Below are 20,602 nucleotides of genomic sequence, written 5' to 3' on the forward strand. Positions count from 1 at the left end.
AATAAAGGCAGGCCCCGTCCTTGCGGAGAGAGCCTGCCGCGTTCAACATTCTCGTTCATGCCACACATCAGGCATCCGGTTTGTATTTAAGTGCTTCATATCTGTCTGGAACGGGCATAGATGTATATGCCGCGTCCATCCTTCTTGCTGTGCAGGCCCTTGCGCTGCTTGAAGAGGATGAGTGCCGCGCCTGCCGAGGCAAGCACGGCAAGGATGGCGAGCCCGGCGACGAACCCTGCCAGGCAGTAGCCTGCGATGAATCCGGCTATGGACGCGCCCGCGCTGCCAGCCGCCCAATAGATGTAGCGGCCCTGAAGGCCCAGAAATTCAAGAGGCCGTTGCAGCCCCTTGAATACCGGGTAATCCTGAAAACGCTCTTTCCCGTTTCCCATCCTTTCCTTGCTTTAGGTGGTGATGCCGAAGAACAGCGGCAATGCCTGTGCGGCCGCAATCAGGAAGATGCAGGCGCCGACGACCATCATGATCTTCTTCTTTACGTCCTGCTCCTCGTTGTTCATGGCGATGTACACGGAAATGGCACCGACCACGGCAACCACACCGGCAATGGCGTAACAGAGCTTCACCACGATGGGCACATACTTGGCGATTTCTTCCGTCACCGTCGTCAGTGCGTTGGTGCCTGCGGTGTAGTCTCCTGCGGAGTTCTGCGCCACGGCTGCCGTCACACCGACCAGCAACATGAAGAAAAGCATCTTCGCCCTTTCGGAGAAGAGCGTCGTTTTCACTTTCTGTCTCAATCTTTCAATCATGCTTCTAAATTTTGATGGTTACTATATGTTTGGGTCTCTTTATATGCGGTAGCCGAAAAAGGCCGGAAGGACGATGGATGCGCCGATGATGAACAGGCACGCGCCGATGAGCGTCACGATGGATTTGGTCACCCCGTCCTCACCCATGTTTATCTTGATGTAGATCTGCACGGCTGAAATGACTGCCATGATGGCGGCAATGGCGTAGCACAGGTACAGGACGTACAGAGCCAACGTGATGACATAGTCGTGCATCGTCGCCAGTGCGTCCGCACCCCAGCTGTAGTCCACGCTGCCGCCTTTGGCAAACGCCAAGACGGGCATGGCCGCCGCGAGCGATACCGTCAGGGTGTTTTTTGTCTTGCTCATTCGTTGTCATCAGATTTCGTTTCTTACGGGGATGGCTTCTATGGCCGGATGCCCGTCCATCCGTCCTCCGCTCATCATCAGCTTGTAAAGCTGCCGATTGTAGTACGGGTTGGACATTTCAGAATTGAACTCCTCCAGTTTCGTTTCCACCTTTGCCTTCACCTTTTCCAGAGCTTTTCCCTTGGATTCCCTTTCGTCTTTAGTATTTTCTTGACGTCCTGCAACAGGTACAGGCGACGGTTTATCCATGCCCACCTCGTAATCGTTGCCGCCTACGCTGAACCCCATCTCGCTCTCGCTCACCTCCACGCTTTCTTCCGCATCTTCGGAGGTGTCGATTTCAAAGAATTCCTCTTCGGGCTTCTTCTCGCCCTTCTTGCCATACAGGTCATGGAGTATGACCACCGTATAGTATATAAGGTAGGCGATGGTCAGCACAATGGCGAATATGAAAAACGGACTCATTTTAAGTATGATTTTTAATTTCTCTGTTTATGCAAGTAAATGTCCCGGAATGATACAAACTGGAATATACTGCTTGTATTCCCGAATACAGGCACAAAATAACAGGCTAAACTTGACAAAAAAGAATGTCCGGGTATATTTCTTTATTTTCTTAACCCGATTTATAATTATACCTCAAATCATACTCTAAAATCATACTCAAATATGAAATTCCACGGAGTATGGACACAATAAAAGCCCTCCGTTTACGGAAGGCTTTACGGAAGGCTGAAAGGACTTTTTCAGCCTGTAGTTGCTTGTCGGCACGAACGGTTATTGGCTTCGCCCGAGCAGACAGTCGTTAAGGTCTTTATATCCTGCATAACGGTCGGATTCGTCCGTCACCCGTTCCCCGTACAGTCCGGCGATGGTTTCGGTCGTCTTTCGTCCGGCAAGGTCGTTATCGAGGTAACAATGTATATGCCGGTATCCGTCCAGCCATTCCAGACACTTTTTCAGGTTGTGGACGGAGTTCAGCACGATGAAGTCACACGGCTCTTCACGGCAGATGTCCTTGTCGCCTTTACTTTGTAAGGTCAGGTAGGACAGGAAATCCATGAAGCCCTCCACCACACAACAGCGGTCTTGCATTCCCGGTTTACCGTGTCTGACAAGGGTAATGTCCTTACAGCCAAGACAGCCTTTGAAATACGGGTTGCGAACTTCAAAGCCGCCGGAACGGTTGGCGAAAGCGATGGCATAATAATGTTTGCCCCTCAGTTCGTAGTGTATTTCCCTGCAATACTGCCTGCCTATCGACAGGTCGATGCGTCTGGAAACAAGGTAGGACAGCAGGGCATGGTGACCGAGCGCCGTTACCTGTACATCCCTCATTTCTTCTTTCACACGTTCCTGAAAGCTGGTGAAAGGGTGAATACGCCGACAGTCGGAGGCACGTCCTTCGATTTTCTTTAATATTTCTTCTATGGAAGTGGTCCCGAACAGTTGCTTGCCCAGGTCGATAATGTCTCCGCCTTCGCCCAATGCAAAATCATACCACTCATTGCGGCGGTCGTTGACCTTGAAAGAAGGTGTCTTTTCTTCCCGGAAAGGGGAAAGATACCAATATTGCCAGCCTTGTGTTTTTTTCGGCTCGTGGCCCAGAAACCGTAGGTAGTCCACTATCCGTATTTTCTTTGCTTCTGATATGTTCATAATGACATTAATGTTTATTCCGTTTTTTCTCTGTGTTCCTGTATGCAGTGTTTCCGCTTTCTGAACGCTTTACTTCGTATATCTATTATATATACACGGACTAAAGAAAAGCGTTTTCCGAAGTGTTTTTACGTTCTGCCATCCTCAAACAGTCCGGCTTCAGTCCCTGCGTCACCGTAATAGAAGCACTTGTCGTGCTTGGTTACCAGTTTCAGCTCGTCAGTCAGGTATTGCAACAGCTTGACCATGACACTGCGTCCGCGTTCAAAACCAACGGAGGCATAACCGGCGCAAAGGGCCTGCACGGTGTTCTCAAATCCTTTTATGGGTTTCCCGTTGAAAGCGGTTTCCAATGCTTTCTGGTGTTGCTCCAAAGAGAGTTCCCTGAAGTTGGTGCGCACGTTTCGTTTGGGAGTTTCCTCGAAAGAGTATCCGGTCGCCGCCTCCGGCAGCCCGTCTTCGCTGACCTGAAAGGCAAACGGTAGAAAATCCTTGTCACGGATGTGCATCGGGCGGACTTCGCTCACTTCCGGATGGTTGCTGCTCTTGCTGATGACCAGCACCGTTTCCGCCTTGTTGTTCAGCTCAGTGCCAATATGACCGCGCACGTTGTCGTCGCCCTTGTTCAGGTGCAGCACGCAATGGATGTGCAGGTCGTAACGTGACGACCATTGCATCAGCTTGTTGATGAGTTCCACGGACTCCCCGGCATTATTGATGTCATACATCAGATCGCGGATGCCGTCGATGATGACCAGCCCGTAGCCCTTTTCCCGGCGCAGCGCATAGTCAATGAGCTGCAGGCGCAGGGTCGGAGTGTATTCGCGCAGGCCGATAAAATCCAGGTTCTCGTTGTCCACCGTGGTGGGCAATCCGGCCAGTTTCAGGATGCGTTCCAGTACGCTGTGGCAGTGGAACCGGCTTTGTTCTGTATCCACATAGAGTATTTTCCGCTTGCCTTCCGGCAGGCAGGCGCGGTAGTTCAGCACCTTGCCGCCCGCCAGTGACGCCGCTACGATGGCGGACACATTGAAGGTCTTGCGGCTTTTGGCCTTGCCGGTCGATGCGCTGAAATTGCCGAGAGTCGCGATGGTAGAATTGTCCACCCAGATAATCTGAGGAGGGTTCTCGTAAGTGTCCGTTGCCTTGATGAGTGCGTCATTGAGAATCTTCGACAGGCGGCTGTCATCAGCAGCCGTTTCCTGTACGCAACTGTCATTTCGTTCTCTTTCCATAACGCTTTCTGTTAAAATAAGGTGTCATCCGGGCCTCGTCAGCCGCCTCTTGCGAGGCCTGCTTCAAGGTCTTGACGGGATTCTGGCTGAGCCATGCGTCCAGTTCCGCCTTGGAAAAGTACAGCATCTTGCCCCTTGGCTTGAAGTGCGGCACGTCCTTGGTGGAGGTCAGCTTGTACAGCAGGCTTTCCGATACGCCGAGGTATCGGCAGGCTTCATCAAAGGTCAGCATGTTCTTGGTCGAATAGATGTTTTGTTCCAGTTGCGACAAGCGTTCCTGCAAGACCTGTACAGGTCCCAACTGTTGCAGGGTGGCTTCCACGGAAGACAGACGCTCTTCCATGCGTTCCATAATCGTTTGCATAATTGAAATCATTTTTACATTAGACAAAAGGAGGGTTATCCTCCAAGACCGTCCGGTCTCGGAGGACAAAGGTAGAGTGAAGCCGTTCTCTTTTGCCATTAAGGGGAATGACAGTTCTCACGTATCATTCCAACTGTCATTCTTTGGCGTTTCAGATGTTTGTGTTTCTGTCAGTTTGCCCCATTGCTTTCACTTCTTTCACTATCTGTTCGATATGGTCCGCGGTGGCATCGTCCCTCTTATTCAACTGCGACAATGCGGAAGAGAGGTTGCTGCGGCTGACGGGCAATCCGGTTCTCGAAGAGCGGAGCAGACAGTTCTCGGATAATACACTTTGCCAGTTATGGCAGATAAGGTGATGAAAACTCAAGCGGTCGAATAGTTTAGCTATCTGATTAAGCCGCTTGGCATAAAGGTGGAATCCCTCCTTACAATGCAACAGGGCCTCTATATCATCAGTTGAGACTTTATCAGAAAACAAATGAGCCTCATTTACGCATTGCGCGATGAGACTCATTTGTTCTGTATTGAGATAGCACTCAAGCGTTAGACGGCTTGTGCCATTTCGTAAGGCTGGTGCTTCAGGTTCATGGGGTAACGGCTTGTCGGTAGTGTCGTAAAGCCGCTGCATGACCGTAAAGTCTCCCTTTTCGAAATACCCTTTACGCCAAAGTTCCTCCACGGTATTCTGGCGGCTTTGAAGTATGCCTTTGATGATGCCGAGGTTCTTTCCGTATTCGTTCTTTCCACGATAACATGGGCAAATGGAATGGGTATGTCCGTTCAGGAAATCTTCCACGTACCTCCTGTACAGTTTGCCTTTTACCATTACCTCATCCGAATATTGCCTATAAGCGGCATAAACCAAGTTGTAAAGGCCGTCTTTGCCTATAAACGGGTTCTTGCCCTGTAGCGGGCACTCATTGCAGTTACCCTCAAAAAGAGAGAGAGAGGGATGACAATCTGATTCTTCATTGTCTCTTGTTTTTAAAGTGTTATGGAATAATATGGTTGTAACTATTATTATACTTAACTGTGACGTACCGCTTAAAAGCACTGCTTACTATTTGTTCTGCAACGGAAATGCCATAGGCCGTTACCCGAACAGTCCATTGACCAAGTTTACGGCCTCGTCTTTTTTACGGTTAACGATTTTGGCGTAAATCTGGGTTGTCCGCATATCGGTATGCCCTAATAATTTGGAAGTTGTATAAAGGTCTGCGCCAAGCGTCAACATCATCGTGGCGAACGTGTGCCTGGCTGTGCAAAAGGTAATATGCTTGCTGACACCTGCCTTCTGAGCCCAAGTTTTCAACAGTTTGTTTATCCCGGCAGAAGAAGGAAGCTTGAACACCTTTTCCTTACCGGATTTATTTCCCCGTTCCGGCAGCCATTTCAATGCCTCGGATGACAATGGCAGATACAAAGGCGATTTCGTCTTTTGCATCATCACCTCCAAGTGGTATTGTCCGCTGTCGCAATACACGTTTTCCCATGTCAGTCCTTTGATGTCGCTTATGCGTAATCCACAGAAACATGAAAACAAATAGGCTCCTTTCACAGCCTCATTGCTCGTGGGCGTTTTTATCAAAGAGCGCACTTCGTCTATCGTCATGTATTCACGCTTACTTTCCGGCTTATGTATCTTTTCCGAGCTGCTGATTTTATTGAACGGATTTTCACTCAGTATATCCGCACGGACGGCAGCGTTCAGTGCTCCATTGACAACTTGATAATAGGTGTGAATGGTAAAATTCGACACAGTTTTTCCTTTCGGACGGTATTCTGTTGTCAAGTAGTTGATGTAACCTTGGCAAAACGGTTTGTCTATCATGTCCATCGTGACGGTCTCTGCCCCGTATGCCTTGAGAATATCTATGGTTTTCTTTATTTGGTTTCTATCCTTCTTGCCACGCTTGGCTTGATTTTCCATATATGTCTCCATCCAGTCCAGCAAGTAAACCTTGGAAGTGTCTGTCTCTTGTTTGATGCCTGCTTCGCTATTGATTATTTCGATGATGCGTTTAGACTTAATGGCATTGGCCGCAGTGAGTGTGGCTTGGTTCTGCATCTTTGCATTGTAATCGGTTTCCGGGATTAAATACATTTTTAAGTATTCATAAGAGCGCTTTCCGGCACGATATATATCCAGATACAAGCTCTTGTTACCGTTACTTAGGTCTTTCATTCTAAGCCGGATTGGCTCTTTGGCCTTGTTGATTTTCCTCGGTCTTGCCATGACTGTTGATTTATTGATTGAGCTATACAAAAATAACAAATATATATTGAAATAAGAAACAAAAATGAAACAAAAACATACGCACTAATATACAAAGACAAGACTTATTGATTAGTTGATAAGAATTAAAATCTACATAATATATTGAATACAAATGATTTATTGCTATTAGATTTGCATTTAGTTTTATTCTTAAATATTTGATTTATAAATTCTACAAATATTTTTATAACTATTTTCTGCAAACTATAATATTCCGCAAGTGGCAAGGATTTATGGTTTTAGTTTACTTGCCATTTTTATTTTCTTAACCATAAGGAATAAACGGATGCTATTCAGTCCCCAGCAGATGATTGTCGTTATACACATACCTACCATCATACCAAAGTCATAAAAAGGAAAAACATGCTCAAGGGTATCTTGTTTTGAGTGACACCCTTGAACTTTATTCTGATGTTGTTGCACAAGTTAAATGAACCCATTAGAACGTTTTTTTTGTCTGGCGTTGATAAATTGTGCAGCCTCCTCCGCCAACTCTTTCTGCGATTTCCGCTTGCCGGCATGAAGCCATGCGTCAATTTCCGATTTGAGGAACATAATACGCTTGCCTCTCTTGTGAAATGGTATTTGGTGACAGCTTGTCCATCCGTAAACAGTCTGTTCTGCAGGATGGCTGGGTAGATATTCACACAATTCTTTCAAGTTCATCCATTGGTCAGCTGATGGGACTTGCGGAATGCTGTTCAAACTGTCGAGCTTGGAGTCAAGTTTGTTCAACTTGTCTATCACCCAAGACATAATTTTAGGTAAGTTCTCGAATGTGATGTCCTTATCGTTCATATTGTTATCATTTAATTTCTTCCGCGAAATAATAGAAAATCCTAATACTGATTTATGGGTGACAAACATCACATAAAGAAACATCAGCAGGTCATAAGAATCATAAACGTTATACGCTGATTATCAGCACCTATAATGGAAAATTCCATTATTAGATTTTTTCGTTTATGCCTCTCGCCATAAGGGAATCATCATCGAATCATAAGGTTGTGAAGATAAGAATGCACAGAAATAAAAAACCATCTGCATGGAAAATGTAGATGGCTTATGACATAAGTAGGAGTATAAATAAAGGTCATTCGGTCACAGACAAATCCAGCTTAATTGTCTTTGTCGCCTCTTCCTTTTTAGCATCAACCACCTTTGCATACACTTGTGTGGTACGGACATTAGTATGGCCAAGCATCTTGCTGACTGTATAAATATCTGTTCCTCCAGCAAGTTGTAGGGTCGCATACGAGTGCCTAAAACAATGGTAGGTGATGTGCTTCGTTATTCCTGCTTCTGCTACCCATTTCTTTATGGGACGGTTAATCCATGACGGGTCGGGAAGTCCGGCAAAGACTAACAAATCACCGTCCCGGCGTTCACCGCATAACTGGTAGGCTTGCTCGGATATAGGCATGTATTCAACCCCTTTTGTCTTTTGCTGGGTAAAATTCAAACGGTAACCGCCATTGAATTCCTCTATTTCTGACCACTTCAATTTTTGTATATCGCAATGGCGGAGTCCTGTCAAGGCAGAAAATAATGATGCGCGTTTCAACAACGGGTCGCACGGTGTTTGCGCCAGACGGTTTAGCTCATCAACCGTCAGATATTCCCTACGGCTTTCCTTTCCTTGAATGCCTTTGACTTTTGCAGATACATCAACCGTCAGATAGCCGTCTATGAACGCTTGTTTTAACGCAGCTTTGAATATAGAGAAATAGGTGGAAGCCGTATTTTGCGAGATAGTACCACTCTTGCTACCGCCCTGTGGGGCATTCAGCAGAAACATACGGAATGATTCTATCAGCTTCAAATCTATTTGTGAGAAAAGGATAGTATCGCTTTTCGCAAAGATTTTCAACAAATCATGTACCCGCTTCCAGTTGACAATAATGGAATCAGAATTATGGGCGTGACGCAACTGCTGCACATGGTCGAAGTATTCGATAAAGTTGCAACGAGAACGTTCCAACTGCTCCGCCTGTTCCGCATCGGTTTCCGAATACAATGAGGCATTGTCGTATTCCTTCTGCCGCAGGCTCCTTACCTTGTCGGCATAAATACATGCTTCCTGGTCTAACTGCGATTTACATTGTATAATGCCATTCAAATCGCGTTTAGGCTTATAGGTAATCTTGCCGTTTTTGCCTGATCGGGCATTTTGGGACTTATCCCAAATGGGAGTGGTAATGGTGCGGTTCAAATATTCACGCACTCTTTGAGGGGTGGACTTATCTGCTTGAAAAACCGGATAGGCTTCAACATACAGATACCATTCCTCACGGTATTCCGACTTGCGGAGTTTTACCGAGACTCGTGTATTGACCAACGCTTTTTTCATTGCTTCGCTCCTTTATATAGATTATCAATTTCTTTCTTGGGTGCATAGACAAAATTCCCTATCTGTCGGGTGGGGATAGAGTATTTACGGATATGAAGATACACCGTACTGTCGTCCAAATGATATTTCTTAGCTATTTCACCGATGGTGTAACAGTCCTTTGGCTCCAGACTGTAAAGTTTGGCAACAGGCTTCGACTTTGTCAAGGCTTTCTTTCGCAGTGGATATAGCTTCATTAATTCATCCTTACTTACACGGATTTGTCTTTGGCCAGCGTTCACGCTTGAAATGCAGCCCTTGCGAATCAGGCGATATAGAGTTTCCTTGCTGATCCCAAACAAAGCATAGGCTTCAGGAACGGTGATATAATCTCTGGACTCAGGTATCTTCTTTACAACCTCGTCCAATCTTTGCATTTTTCGTTCCTCATCCTTACGGCGTTTCCACGCTATCTTGGAGCATCTTGGGGAGCAATACCAAGATTCAATGGTCTTCGCTTTGAACAATTCTCCGCAGACCTTACATTTGCGTACAATCTCGAATTTTGCTGCTGGCATAGCTGTCTTTTTAATATAAACCATTCACTATCAGCACCGACAACGTATTATGTGTCACATTATCTACTTTTAAGTGTCGGTACAAATATGGTACAAATATACAATAAAAATCCGAGAAACAAGCAAATACATCCGAAAGCATTAAAACGAAAATAGGGTGCAACTCATTGAGTTACACCCTATTTTACTATCGTTAGTTATCGTTGTTTACTGATACTTACTTCACTTCCTCAAAATCAGCATCCTGCACATTGTCTTTGTTGTTTGTGCTTTGGCTGTTGTTTGCCTGACCTGCGTTCGGACCAGCTTGTGCACCGCCTTGAGCACCGGTCTGTGCGTACATTTCAGCACTTGCGGCTTGGAAGGCAGCCTGCAGTTCTGCGCTTGCGGTGTCTATGCCTGCCAAATCCTGAGCCTTGTGGGCATCTTTCAATTTCTGAAGAGCGGCTTCGATAGGAGCTTTCTTGTCGGCAGGAATCTTGTCGCCAAGGTCTTTCAACTGATTTTCGGTGGTGAAAATCAAGCTGTCTGCCTGATTCAGCTTATCTACTTTCTCACGTTCCTTCTTATCGGCTTCTGCATTGGCAGATGCTTCGGCTTTCATACGTTCGATTTCTTCTTTGCTCAAGCCAGAGGAAGCTTCGATACGGATAGCCTGTTCCTTGCCGGTAGCCTTATCTTTGGCAGATACTTTCAGAATACCGTTGGCATCGATATCGAATGTAACCTCAATCTGGGGAACACCACGGCGAGCCGGAGCGATACCTGTCAAGTTGAACTGACCGATTGACTTGTTCTGTGCTGCCATCGGACGTTCGCCTTGCAATACGTGGATAGTCACTTCGGTCTGGTTATCGGCTGCCGTAGAGAATACTTCGCTCTTCTTGCACGGGATAGTCGTGTTGGCGTCAATCAGTTTGGTCATGACACCACCCATGGTTTCGATACCCAAGGTCAACGGAGTGACATCCAGCAATACGATGTTGCCTACACCAGCTTCTTTGTTCAATACGGCACCCTGAATAGCTGCACCTACGGCTACTACTTCATCCGGGTTTACACCTTTTGAAGGAACTTTACCGAAGAAGTCTTGAACCAGTTGCTGAACTGCCGGGATACGTGAAGAACCACCTACAAGGATGACTTCGTCGATATCCGAGTTGCTCAAGCCTGCATCGCTCATGGCTTTCTTGCACGGTTCCAGACAAGCCTGGATTAAATCGTGGGTCAATTGTTCGAATTTAGCACGAGTCAGTGTCTTAACCAAGTGCTTGGGCACACCGGCTACCGGCATGATGTACGGCAAGTTGATTTCGGTAGATGAAGAAGAAGACAATTCAATCTTTGCTTTTTCAGCTGCCTCTTTCAGACGTTGCATAGCCATCGGGTCAGTAGTCAGGTCGGCACCTTCATCGTTCTTGAACTCTTGAACCAGCCAATTGATGATAGCTTGGTCGAAGTCATCACCACCCAGGTGTGTATCACCATTGGTTGCCAATACTTCGAATACGCCGCCACCGAATTCCAGTATTGAAATATCGAATGTACCGCCACCGAGGTCGAACACAGCTACTTTCATGTCCTTGTTGGCTTTGTCGACACCGTATGCCAAAGCGGCTGCTGTCGGTTCGTTGACAATACGTTTCACGTCCAGTCCTGCAATCTGTCCGGCTTCTTTCGTTGCCTGACGCTGTGAGTCTGAGAAGTATGCCGGAACGGTAATAACGGCTTCGGTTACTTCCTGGCCCAGATAATCTTCAGCGGTTTTCTTCATCTTCTGAAGAATCATGGCTGAAATTTCCTGCGGAGTGTACAGACGTCCGTCGATGTCTACACGCGGTGTATTGTTTTCTCCTCTTGCTACTTGATAAGGAACACGAGAGATTTCTTTCTGAACTTGGTCGTATGTTTCACCCATGAAACGTTTGATAGAATATACTGTACGTTTCGGGTTCGTGATAGCCTGACGCTTAGCGGGGTCGCCCACTTTACGTTCGCCGCCGTCTACGAATGCTACGACTGAAGGAGTGGTGCGTTTGCCTTCGCTGTTGGCAATCACAACCGGTTCGTTACCTTCGAATACTGCTACACATGAGTTTGTAGTTCCTAAGTCAATACCAATAATCTTTCCCATAATTGTATTTTTTTTATTTGTTTGCTAATTAAGTTGATTTTGTAACACCGAAGCGTTACGCTTATTAGTAAACAAATGCCGTGCCAAGCGTAAAAGTCCTTTGTTTTGTTTTGTGTGGACTGACAAAATGTCGGTCGAAACTGACAAGCTAAATAGATATGCTTAGACAGTGTGTCGGATAGAAGTGCAGATTGTGGCTTTTTCGAACCGGATATCAATGCAGTATTGGCAGGTTGTTACTGTTCGATTTAGACTTTATTAATGCGGATGTGTCGGGTTTTTCGTTATTTTTGCCCTTTCGTTAGCAAAAGAGTCATGAAATATCTATACCTTATTATATATATAGCAATCGGATGGTTCTTGGGAATAACAGCCGCACAAGCTCAACATCAGATAGTGACCGGACGGTTGGTATTGGAAAACGGGAATCATGAAGAACCTCTTTCATATGCCAACGTGGCGGTTTTTCGTTTACCGGATACGCTCTTGGTGAAAGGTGTGGTTACGGATACCAGTGGACATTTTTGTCTAGACTTCAAGAGAAAAAGTAAAATCGGCTATTTATTGAGGGCTTCATTTACCGGATGTGTTCCTTTGCTGAAAGTACTTGATGAAGTGGGAGATACTATCCGGTTGGGAACGTTGCGGATGCATGATGAAGCTTTACGTCTCTCGGAAGTGATAGTGACAGCTCCACTTAAACCGATGGAACAGAAGGGGGATACTACCATTTACAATGTAGCGGCATTTCCTACTCCCGAAGGTTCATATTTGGAAGCCTTGGTACGGCGCATCCCTGGGTTGTCGTATGATCCGAAGAGCGGAGAAATGAAATTTAACGGCTATCCTATTCGGCAGATTACGGTAAACGGGAAAGACTTTTTCCGTGGAAACAAAGATGTGGTTCTGGAAAACCTGCCTGTTAGATTTGTCAGCCAGCTGAAAGTGTATGACAAACCGACAAAACAGGAAAAGATTACCGGCATGAAATCGAATGAGAAAAATTATGTGCTCGACTTGCAAACCAAACGGGAGTTTAATGGAACCCTGCTGGCAAATATTGAAGCTGGTTATGGCACGCACAAACGTCGTGATCTGAATGGCAGGATGATGCGTTTTAAAGAGAATGGGGATAATTTTATGGTAAGCGCACGTTCGACTAACCGCAATTCTACCACCGCTGATGAAGACAACATTTCCAATTCGGTCAACCTGAATGTTTCGAAGAATGTGAAAGAAGGATTAAGTCTGTCGGGAAATGTCAATTACATGTATAACCGTGACGGAGGGCAATCAGGGACATATAGTGAACAATACTTGAGTAGTGGTAATCAGTATCTTTTGTCGGAAAATGATCAGTTGGGGAAGAACCAGAATACGAATGGACGTTTCGATATGAACTGGGATATCAGCAAGCAGACCACTCTTATCTTTTCTGCTATGGGAGGTTATGGCGATGATGAAAGCCGGAACGAAAGCCGTACCGCTACTTTCAATGCTCCTCTGGATGCTGACACGAAAGCACCTTTTGCCCATATTGACGAGATAGGCAGGGAGATGTGGATAAACGACAACCGTCAGCAAACTTTGGGGCGAGGCAAACGTTTCAATTATGATTTGCGCCTGGAACTGGTGCAGAAAATCGGCACGAAGGGAGATTTTTTAAGCCTTGATGTCAACCATACTTATCAAAAGAACCGCCAGCATGCTTATACACTTTCTTCTATAGACTATTACCAATTGCAGAATGTGTCGGGAGGTGATTCGCTTTATTACCAGAACCAGTACCGCCATACGCCTCAAAGCTCGATGAATGATGAAGTGCGTTTGGGCTATACACATGCTTTTACCAAGAAATCACATATACAGCTTTCGTACGGATTAGAGAATGATTATGAATGTTTAGACGGTATGACTTATGATTTGTCTCGTCGGGAAACCGGACATTTTGTCTTAGGTGCTTTGCCGGAAGGATATGAAGTGGATGAGGTGGATAGTTTGCGTACAAGAAGTCATAGTCGTACCCTTGGACATAATCTTTCATTTCGTTACAACTATACGGATGAAGTTTGGGGAATGGTGGCAAGTGTGGACATGACTCCCCAACGCCGTTCTATTGAACAGGCTACGGGCGAACATTATGCTGATACAGTGGTACGTTCGGTAGAATGGCGTTCGCAACTGAGTTTTTCGTACCAGAAAGACGGACGTTTTTTTGTGTTAAGTTATAACGGGAATACTTCGCAGCCTCGGTTGGAAGATATGATGGCACCTACCGATTACAGTTCGCCCTTGTATATTCGCCGGAGCAATCCGCACTTGCGTCCTTCGTACCGGCATTCGATGCATGCGATATTCAACAATTTCCAAAAAGGTTTTATGGCTTCGCTTATGTGGAATCAGACTTTCAACGCGGTGACGCGTGCTACCTATTATGATAGAGAGACAGGAGGACGCGAGACTCTTCCGGTTAATATTAACGGTAATTGGGGGATTATGGGAAACGGGTATTACGACAAGCGCATCAAGCAATTTCATGTGAACATAAATGCTTCGGGAGGATACGACCGCAACGTGAGTTTAATCAATGAAGACGGGACTCAGAATAGCCGGAGTGTGACGGGGGCTACTACATTGAGCAGTAATGTGCGGTTGGCTTACTTGCCGTCGTGGGGCAATATTGATTTGACTGGTACATGGACATTTTACCAATCGAAGAACTCGTTACAGAACCGTAATACGTATACCCGGAACTATACGTGCGGCATAGAAAGTTCGGTTAATTTGCCGTTTCATTTCATGGTAAGTACAGATGCCGGTTATGTATTCCGTAGTGGAACCGGTATGGATGGAAAAAGCGATAATGAACTTTTGTGGAACTTGAAAATTTCGTGGAAGTTCTTGAAAGAGAGGCGAGGAGAATTGTCAGTTTACTGGGCAGATATCCTGAGCCAGCGGAAAAGCTTTACGCGTTATGCCAGTGCTACGGCTTTCAGCGAACGGTATGAAGAACAATTGAGAGGGTATGCCATGGTTTCTTTCATTTATCGTTTCGAGCGTATGAAGTGAAAGAAACGCTGCTTGATGCGGATTGAGGTGGATGCGGTTACGATTTGAGTTTTTTAGATGAATATAGGTGCAATCCACCATGCAATCAACATCAAGCCGTGTTGCAGTCAAGTGATTAGTTGCCCGAAAGCTTTTCACCTGTGTTGCGTGTCAGCGTCAGAACTTCGGTACCATTTTCGTCCAGCAGGGCGAGGGTTTGGTCTTGGTTGGAAGAGAAGCTGTTCACTTTGCTCAGTGCTTCCAGAATCTGACGTTCAGTTTCCATATCAGGGCAAGCCATCATCGTGGAAATCATTTGTGAGAATTTCAACGAGTTATCTTTGCCTTCTTCTTGCGAGAAACTTCCATTGATAACATTACAACCGGCATTGCCGTGTACCCGTTTCTGTTCGATATCGAAAGCTAGGAACGGCGTGTTTTCGGTTTTGCCAAGTTGTGTATTGCCGATGGCACTGACAATCCATTCACCGTTTAGGTCATTGATGGAAAAAGCGGGGAGCTGGCGTTTCTCCAGTGTCATAAGTGCTTTGCCTTCTGCATCGGTCAGGCTTAAGCCCTGGTCTGTTTCGGTGTATCCCGTTACGTTGTCCAATGCTTGCAATACTTTGCTTTCTGTTTCCATATCCGGACACATCATACGGGTCGTTCCTATTTGTCCGAACTGTATCTTCCCCGGATGTAATGAGTCTATCTCGAAACTTCCTGTCATCCGGTTGCATCCGGCATTCCCGTATACTCGTTTTTCTTTCATGTCCAGTCCGATAAATGGTGTGTTGGCAGCATTGATTTTATCGCCGTTTACCGTTACGATGTTCCATTCTCCCGTCAGGTCAATAGGCTGTACGGCTTGTTTGCTACTTTTACATGCACTCATTCCTATGCCTGCACAAAGCAGGACAGCTGCTTTTAAAACTACTTTCTTCATAAATTTTGTCCTTGTTTTAGATAGTTTGCTATTACAAAAATACGGATATACTCGGAATACTGCATGAAGTTTCGGAAAAATTTATATCTTTGCAGGGTGAACGGTAACGTTTACCGGGCATTAAATCTGAAAAATAAGAAATGAGTAAAGTATTGATTATCGGTGCAGGCGGTGTAGGTACCGTGGTTGCACACAAAGTGGCTCAACATCCCGAGGTGTTTACGGAAGTGATGATTGCCAGCCGTACCCAGTCGAAGTGCGATGCAATTGTAAAAGCAATCGGCAATCCCAACATCAAGACCGCTAAGGTAGATGCAGACAATGTAGACGAACTGGTGGCTTTATTCAATGGGTTTAAACCCGAAATCGTTATTAATGTGGCTCTTCCATATCAGGACCTGACGATTATGGAAGCTTGCCTGAAAGCGGGCGTGAATTATCTGGACACGGCAAATTATGAGCCGAAAGACGTGGCTCACTTCGAATATAGCTGGCAATGGGCATATAAGAAACGTTTCGAGGATGCCGGGTTGACCGCTATCTTAGGTTGCGGCTTCGATCCGGGGGTAAGCGGTATATACACGGCATACGCAGCCAAGCATCATTTCGACGAAATCCAGTACTTGGATATCGTAGACTGCAATGCGGGCAACCATCATAAGGCTTTCGCCACCAACTTCAATCCCGAAATCAACATCCGCGAGATTACCCAGAACGGACGTTATTACGAGGACGGGAAGTGGATTACCACCAAGCCGCTGGAAATCCATAAAGATTTGACTTATCCCAATATCGGTCCGCGCGACTCGTATTTGCTTTATCACGAGGAACTGGAGTCGTTGGTGAAGAATTTCCCGACCATCAAGCGTGCCCGCTTCTGGATGACCTTCGGCCAGGAATACCTGACCCACCTGCGTGTGATTCAGGATATCGGCATGGCAAGCATCGAGCCGATTAATTATAACGGAATGGAAATCGTGCCGCTCCAGTTCTTGAAGGCAGTGCTGCCTAATCCGCAAGACCTGGGCGAGAATTACGAAGGCGAAACGTCTATCGGATGCCGCATCCGAGGTATTAAGGACGGTAAGGAGCGTACCTATTATGTATATAACAACTGCTCGCATCAGGAAGCCTACAAGGAAACCGGCATGCAAGGCGTAAGCTATACGACGGGTGTTCCGGCGATGATTGGCGCGATGATGTTCGTGAAAGGCTTGTGGAAGCGTCCGGGTGTATGGAACGTGGAAGAATTCGACCCAGATCCGTTTATGGACGAACTGAACAAGAACGGCTTGCCGTGGCATGAGGTATTCGACGGCGATTTGGAACTGTAATTCAGTGAATAATTAACAATGAATAATTAATTAACGGGATTTGCTTCGTTGTTAGTTATTCATTGGGGATGTCACTATTCATTATTAACTATTCATTATTAATTAAAGAAATGATTGTAGGCGACAAGGCTCCCGATTTATTGGGCGTGGACCAAAACGGGAAAGAAATACATTTGAGCGATTACAAAGGGCGTAAAGTGGTGCTTTATTTCTATCCGAAAGACATGACCTCGGGCTGCACCGCTCAGGCATGCAACCTGCGTGACAATTACGATGAACTGCGCAAGGCAGGTTATGAAGTGGTAGGTGTAAGCATCAACGACCAGAAGTCGCACCAGAAGTTTATTGAGAAAAACCAGCTTCCCTTCACGCTGATTGCTGATACGGAACATAAATTGACCGAGGAATTTGGCGCATGGGGTGAGAAGAGCATGTGCGGCCGCAAGTATATGGGCACGTTCCGTACGACATTTATTATCAACGAAGAAGGTGTCGTAGAGCGTGTCATCTCTCCGAAAGAGGTGAAGACAAAAGACCATGCGGCGCAGATATTAAAATAATCATGAAGGTACGAGGTACCAGTTGACTAGGTACTAGGTTTTAAATAGTTTTACTTATGTATTTAGAGCCTGGTCAACTAGTACCTGATACCTAGTCAACTAAAAGAATAAGGTATGGCAAAGAAAGATGAATTGGCATTTGAAGGAGGGGTAGAAAGTGCTTCTTCGAAACCGAATAACAGCGAGAAGTTAAAGGCATTGCAGGCTGCAATGGATAAGATAGAAAAAAATTTTGGTAAAGGGTCGATAATGAAAATGGGTGATGACCATGTGGAAGAAGTGGAAGTCATTCCTACCGGCTCTATCGCCTTGAATGCGGCATTGGGGGTAGGAGGTTATCCCAAAGGACGTATTATTGAAATCTACGGACCAGAATCTTCGGGAAAAACAACACTTGCCATCCATGCCATTGCGGAAGCACAAAAGAATGGAGGTATTGCGGCATTTATTGATGCTGAACATGCGTTCGACCGTTTCTATGCGGCAAAGTTGGGGGTAGACATTGACAATCTGTGGATTTCCCAACCGGATAACGGCGAACAGGCATTGGAAATCGCCGAACAATTGATTCGCTCATCGGCTATCGATATTATTGTTATCGACTCGGTGGCTGCCCTTACTCCGAAGGCAGAGATTGAAGGTGATATGGGCGACAATAAAGTCGGACTGCAGGCACGCTTGATGTCGCAGGCTTTGCGCAAGCTGACTTCGGCTATCAGCAAGACCAATACCACGTGTATTTTCATCAACCAGCTGCGCGAGAAGATAGGCGTAATGTTTGGCAATCCCGAAACTACTACCGGAGGAAATGCCTTGAAGTTTTATGCTTCCGTACGTTTGGATATCCGCCGTATCTCCCAATTGAAAGACGGGGAAGATGTAATCGGAAACCAGGTGCGTGTGAAAGTGGTGAAGAACAAGGTCGCTCCTCCTTTCCGCAAGGCAGAGTTTGACATCATGTTCGGCGAAGGTATCTCGCACAGTGGAGAGATTATCGATTTGGGGTCAGAATTGGGCATTATCAAGAAAAGTGGTTCATGGTATAGCTATAACGATACTAAGTTGGGGCAAGGACGTGATGCTGCCAAGCAGTGTATTCAGGATAATCCCGAACTGGCTGATGAATTGGAAGAGCTTATCTTTTCAGCTTTGAAGGATAAAGAATAATATGAAAATGTCCGCCAGTCTTATTTTGAGAGATAAAAGTTAGATGAAGATTGATTGCGGATATTCAATAGAATAAAATGTAATACCAATATAGAAGGTGGACCGTCATCTTCGGGCAGGGAGGACGGTTTCCCTTTTTTAATCTATCTAATTATGAATATGAAATTGACACATCTGCTTTTTACTGTCGGTGCTTTGCTGTTGGCTGTTGCCGGCAAAGCTCAGAAAGTTTCGGCCGATATACCTTATCGTTTTGCTACGCGGGCAGAAGCACAGATGCTTATTACCGACATAGACCAATATACTAACAGCTGGAACCAGTTCGATATCAATGCGCGCCTTCAGTCTCTAAACGGAAGGAAGTCACAATTATTGACATTGGCTATGGAGTCGACTCGCGAATGGGGCGATGCAGACCGGTCAAAATTGAATAAAGCATTTATGGCAGTAGAGGCGGCTATCAAAAAACAGAAGTTGAAACTTCCTTTTCCTTCCGAAGTGATTTTGTTGAAAACTTCTATGGCAGAAGAAGGAGGAGCGGCTGCTTATACTCGTGAGAATTGGATAGCTATCGGTGAACAGGTTTTGGAAAAAGCGTCAGATGATGATTTGGCACGTCTTATAGCACATGAACTTTTCCATCTTTTGACAAGGGCAGATGTTGCATTCAAGAAAAAGGTTTATTCTGTAATTGGATTTAATGTACTTGACCGTCCGATTGTTTTCCCTGCCGATTTGATGCAAAAACTTATTTCCAATCCGGATGTAAGTTGTCATGACAGTTATGCACCATTTACAATAGATGGTAAGTCAATGAATTGTGCCATGGTGATTTATACCGATGGGGCTTATACAGAGGGTTCTTTAAATCAATATATACAAATAGGGCTTGTACCTTTGAATGAACAATTTATACCTTACCAGCAAAACGGAATAACTACGATTTATGCTCCTGAGCAAGTTTCTGACTTTCAAGAACGGATAGGTAAGAATACAGCGTATGCCATTGATCCGGAAGAAGTATTGGCAGACAATTTTTCTTATGTATTGTTTGGTAAAGCTGATTTGTCCGACCCGCAGTTAGTGGAAAACTTGGCAAAAGCCATGCAGTAAGAAGGTATGTTTGGAGTACAAAGACACGAAAAACACCGTTTTTTCAATGGATAATTGACGTTTTCTCTCGGTGTTTTTCGTGTTTTTATATTCTATTTTTTACATTTTTAGCTGGTAGGTAAAAGTATGTTGTAAAGCAGGGGCTGATTATTCTTATTTTTTTGTGAACGTGCACGGAAATATCCAATTTTTTTTATATCTTGCAAACGTAACCTTTTAAAAAATATAAGATTATGGAAGTACATCATGATGAAGCGCAGAGAAAGTTTTGGGTAGAAGTTGATGGCTATAAGGCAGATATGGCTTATGTATTGGGTAAAGATCATTTGGATATTCGCCATACACTTGTACCGGAAGCGATTGGTGGAAGAGGCATTGCCTCAATGTTGGTGAAAACTGCATACGATTATGCTCGGAATAAGGGTTTAAAGCCCGTTGCTACATGTTCTTATGCTGTACGATGGTTGCAAAGGCATCCTGAATATCAAGGCGAAATCAGCGCGGACTATGCAGGAAGTGGTACTTGCGCCTTATAAGAGAAGTAAAGAATAGGGGGCAAAATTCAATTTTTGAAATATGAACTTTCAATTTTAAAAACTGTTTTTGAATTTAGAAGCTGTTTTGAATTTATCGTGCGATGATTTGGGATGAGTTTTTGAGGCATTTTCGCTTCTGTGATGAGGAAGATAGCGGGCTATCTGACGAAGAACAGGAG

The 20,602-nt window shown here is 45.3% G+C and carries 20 protein-coding genes; 6 read left to right on the forward strand and 14 right to left on the reverse strand.

All coding sequences use genetic code 11. The annotated features are described in order from the left end of the window. Window positions 1-95: 95 nt before the first annotated feature. From B5F78_RS03405 to dnaK, 13 genes are all read right to left on the reverse strand, one after another. Window positions 96-392, reverse strand: coding sequence for a DUF4133 domain-containing protein (locus B5F78_RS03405; protein WP_087406016.1), 297 nt, complete (start codon window positions 390-392; stop codon window positions 96-98). A gap of 12 nt (window positions 393-404) precedes the next feature. Continuing rightward, window positions 405-770: a DUF4134 domain-containing protein gene (locus B5F78_RS03410; protein ID WP_087406017.1), complete on the reverse strand. Its 366-nt coding sequence runs from the start codon at window positions 768-770 to the stop codon at window positions 405-407. 39 nt (window positions 771-809) lie between these two features. Continuing rightward, complete coding sequence (locus tag B5F78_RS03415; RefSeq protein WP_087406018.1) at window positions 810-1,139, reverse strand: DUF4134 domain-containing protein; 330 nt, start codon at window positions 1,137-1,139, stop codon at window positions 810-812. A gap of 9 nt (window positions 1,140-1,148) precedes the next feature. Then, window positions 1,149-1,604 (reverse strand): hypothetical protein, encoded by a 456-nt coding sequence (locus B5F78_RS03420; RefSeq protein WP_087406019.1) that lies wholly within the window; start codon window positions 1,602-1,604, stop codon window positions 1,149-1,151. Window positions 1,605-1,916: 312 nt separating this feature from the next. Then, window positions 1,917-2,798 carry a toprim domain-containing protein gene (locus tag B5F78_RS03425; RefSeq protein ID WP_087406020.1) on the reverse strand — a complete coding sequence of 294 codons (882 nt, stop codon included), beginning with the start codon at window positions 2,796-2,798 and terminating at the stop codon, window positions 1,917-1,919. A 128-nt stretch (window positions 2,799-2,926) separates the two neighbouring features. Further along, on the reverse strand, window positions 2,927-4,033 hold the full coding sequence (locus B5F78_RS03430; RefSeq protein WP_087406021.1) for an AAA family ATPase: 1,107 nt from the start codon (window positions 4,031-4,033) through the stop codon (window positions 2,927-2,929). After that, window positions 4,014-4,385 (reverse strand): helix-turn-helix domain-containing protein, encoded by a 372-nt coding sequence (locus tag B5F78_RS03435; protein ID WP_204502455.1) that lies wholly within the window; start codon window positions 4,383-4,385, stop codon window positions 4,014-4,016. The genes B5F78_RS03430 and B5F78_RS03435 overlap by 20 nt, the downstream gene beginning before the upstream one ends. Before the next feature lie 163 nt (window positions 4,386-4,548). Next, entirely contained in the window at window positions 4,549-5,226 is a 678-nt protein-coding gene (locus B5F78_RS03440) for a hypothetical protein (protein WP_140400027.1), read from the reverse strand. Window positions 5,227-5,493: 267 nt separating this feature from the next. Beyond that, a complete protein-coding gene (locus B5F78_RS03445) occupies window positions 5,494-6,636 on the reverse strand; it encodes a site-specific integrase (protein ID WP_087406024.1) in 1,143 nt (380 codons plus the stop codon). Between the two features lie 468 nt (window positions 6,637-7,104). Beyond that, window positions 7,105-7,476, reverse strand: coding sequence for a helix-turn-helix domain-containing protein (locus tag B5F78_RS03450; protein ID WP_087406025.1), 372 nt, complete (start codon window positions 7,474-7,476; stop codon window positions 7,105-7,107). A gap of 295 nt (window positions 7,477-7,771) precedes the next feature. After that, entirely contained in the window at window positions 7,772-9,028 is a 1,257-nt protein-coding gene (locus tag B5F78_RS03455) for a site-specific integrase (RefSeq protein ID WP_087406026.1), read from the reverse strand. Further along, window positions 9,025-9,585 (reverse strand): helix-turn-helix domain-containing protein, encoded by a 561-nt coding sequence (locus tag B5F78_RS03460; protein ID WP_087406027.1) that lies wholly within the window; start codon window positions 9,583-9,585, stop codon window positions 9,025-9,027. The genes B5F78_RS03455 and B5F78_RS03460 overlap by 4 nt, the downstream gene beginning before the upstream one ends. A 217-nt stretch (window positions 9,586-9,802) precedes the next feature. Next, entirely contained in the window at window positions 9,803-11,719 is a 1,917-nt protein-coding gene (dnaK, locus tag B5F78_RS03465; RefSeq protein ID WP_087406028.1) for a molecular chaperone DnaK, read from the reverse strand. Between the two features lie 315 nt (window positions 11,720-12,034). On the opposite strand from dnaK, the gene B5F78_RS03470 reads away from it, so the two are divergent. Continuing rightward, window positions 12,035-14,788 carry an outer membrane beta-barrel protein gene (locus tag B5F78_RS03470; RefSeq protein ID WP_087406029.1) on the forward strand — a complete coding sequence of 918 codons (2,754 nt, stop codon included), beginning with the start codon at window positions 12,035-12,037 and terminating at the stop codon, window positions 14,786-14,788. Window positions 14,789-14,903: 115 nt separating this feature from the next. On the opposite strand, the gene B5F78_RS03475 is transcribed toward B5F78_RS03470, so the two are convergent. Continuing rightward, the gene (locus B5F78_RS03475) at window positions 14,904-15,713 is read right to left on the reverse strand and encodes an META domain-containing protein (protein ID WP_022038605.1); all 810 of its coding nucleotides are present in this window, start codon (window positions 15,711-15,713) and stop codon (window positions 14,904-14,906) included. Between the two features lie 140 nt (window positions 15,714-15,853). Between B5F78_RS03475 and B5F78_RS03480 the strand changes: the two genes are divergently transcribed. From B5F78_RS03480 to B5F78_RS03500, 5 genes are all read left to right on the forward strand, one after another. Further along, window positions 15,854-17,047, forward strand: coding sequence for a saccharopine dehydrogenase family protein (locus B5F78_RS03480; RefSeq protein WP_013617571.1), 1,194 nt, complete (start codon window positions 15,854-15,856; stop codon window positions 17,045-17,047). Between the two features lie 110 nt (window positions 17,048-17,157). Beyond that, the gene (gene bcp / locus B5F78_RS03485; RefSeq protein WP_013617570.1) at window positions 17,158-17,607 is read left to right on the forward strand and encodes a thioredoxin-dependent thiol peroxidase; all 450 of its coding nucleotides are present in this window, start codon (window positions 17,158-17,160) and stop codon (window positions 17,605-17,607) included. A 114-nt stretch (window positions 17,608-17,721) separates the two neighbouring features. After that, entirely contained in the window at window positions 17,722-18,774 is a 1,053-nt protein-coding gene (gene recA, locus B5F78_RS03490) for a recombinase RecA (RefSeq protein WP_022038606.1), read from the forward strand. Between the two features lie 153 nt (window positions 18,775-18,927). Further along, a complete protein-coding gene (locus B5F78_RS03495) occupies window positions 18,928-19,887 on the forward strand; it encodes a hypothetical protein (protein ID WP_239473374.1) in 960 nt (319 codons plus the stop codon). Between the two features lie 233 nt (window positions 19,888-20,120). Then, window positions 20,121-20,423, forward strand: coding sequence for a GNAT family N-acetyltransferase (locus B5F78_RS03500; RefSeq protein ID WP_022039157.1), 303 nt, complete (start codon window positions 20,121-20,123; stop codon window positions 20,421-20,423). The last annotated feature ends 179 nt before the right edge of the window (window positions 20,424-20,602 follow it).

This window comes from Bacteroides sp. An279, assembly GCF_002159615.1.
In the GTDB taxonomy this organism is placed as follows: domain Bacteria; phylum Bacteroidota; class Bacteroidia; order Bacteroidales; family Bacteroidaceae; genus Phocaeicola; species Phocaeicola intestinalis.

Bases quoted from the DNA above. Each gene is read 5' to 3' on its own strand.
- B5F78_RS03405 (WP_087406016.1), bottom strand. From the start codon at position 392: ATGGGAAACGGGAAAGAGCGTTTTCAGGATTACCCGGTATTCAAGGGG.
- B5F78_RS03410 (WP_087406017.1), bottom strand. From the start codon at position 770: ATGATTGAAAGATTGAGACAGAAAGTGAAAACGACGCTCTTCTCCGAA.
- B5F78_RS03415 (WP_087406018.1), bottom strand. From the start codon at position 1,139: ATGAGCAAGACAAAAAACACCCTGACGGTATCGCTCGCGGCGGCCATG.
- B5F78_RS03420 (WP_087406019.1), bottom strand. From the start codon at position 1,604: ATGAGTCCGTTTTTCATATTCGCCATTGTGCTGACCATCGCCTACCTT.
- B5F78_RS03425 (WP_087406020.1), bottom strand. From the start codon at position 2,798: ATGAACATATCAGAAGCAAAGAAAATACGGATAGTGGACTACCTACGG.
- B5F78_RS03430 (WP_087406021.1), bottom strand. From the start codon at position 4,033: ATGGAAAGAGAACGAAATGACAGTTGCGTACAGGAAACGGCTGCTGAT.
- B5F78_RS03435 (WP_204502455.1), bottom strand. From the start codon at position 4,385: ATGGAACGCATGGAAGAGCGTCTGTCTTCCGTGGAAGCCACCCTGCAA.
- B5F78_RS03440 (WP_140400027.1), bottom strand. From the start codon at position 5,226: ATGGTAAAAGGCAAACTGTACAGGAGGTACGTGGAAGATTTCCTGAAC.
- B5F78_RS03445 (WP_087406024.1), bottom strand. From the start codon at position 6,636: ATGGCAAGACCGAGGAAAATCAACAAGGCCAAAGAGCCAATCCGGCTT.
- B5F78_RS03450 (WP_087406025.1), bottom strand. From the start codon at position 7,476: ATGAACGATAAGGACATCACATTCGAGAACTTACCTAAAATTATGTCT.
- B5F78_RS03455 (WP_087406026.1), bottom strand. From the start codon at position 9,028: ATGAAAAAAGCGTTGGTCAATACACGAGTCTCGGTAAAACTCCGCAAG.
- B5F78_RS03460 (WP_087406027.1), bottom strand. From the start codon at position 9,585: ATGCCAGCAGCAAAATTCGAGATTGTACGCAAATGTAAGGTCTGCGGA.
- dnaK (WP_087406028.1), bottom strand. From the start codon at position 11,719: ATGGGAAAGATTATTGGTATTGACTTAGGAACTACAAACTCATGTGTA.
- B5F78_RS03470 (WP_087406029.1), top strand. From the start codon at position 12,035: ATGAAATATCTATACCTTATTATATATATAGCAATCGGATGGTTCTTG.
- B5F78_RS03475 (WP_022038605.1), bottom strand. From the start codon at position 15,713: ATGAAGAAAGTAGTTTTAAAAGCAGCTGTCCTGCTTTGTGCAGGCATA.
- B5F78_RS03480 (WP_013617571.1), top strand. From the start codon at position 15,854: ATGAGTAAAGTATTGATTATCGGTGCAGGCGGTGTAGGTACCGTGGTT.
- bcp (WP_013617570.1), top strand. From the start codon at position 17,158: ATGATTGTAGGCGACAAGGCTCCCGATTTATTGGGCGTGGACCAAAAC.
- recA (WP_022038606.1), top strand. From the start codon at position 17,722: ATGGCAAAGAAAGATGAATTGGCATTTGAAGGAGGGGTAGAAAGTGCT.
- B5F78_RS03495 (WP_239473374.1), top strand. From the start codon at position 18,928: ATGAATATGAAATTGACACATCTGCTTTTTACTGTCGGTGCTTTGCTG.
- B5F78_RS03500 (WP_022039157.1), top strand. From the start codon at position 20,121: ATGGAAGTACATCATGATGAAGCGCAGAGAAAGTTTTGGGTAGAAGTT.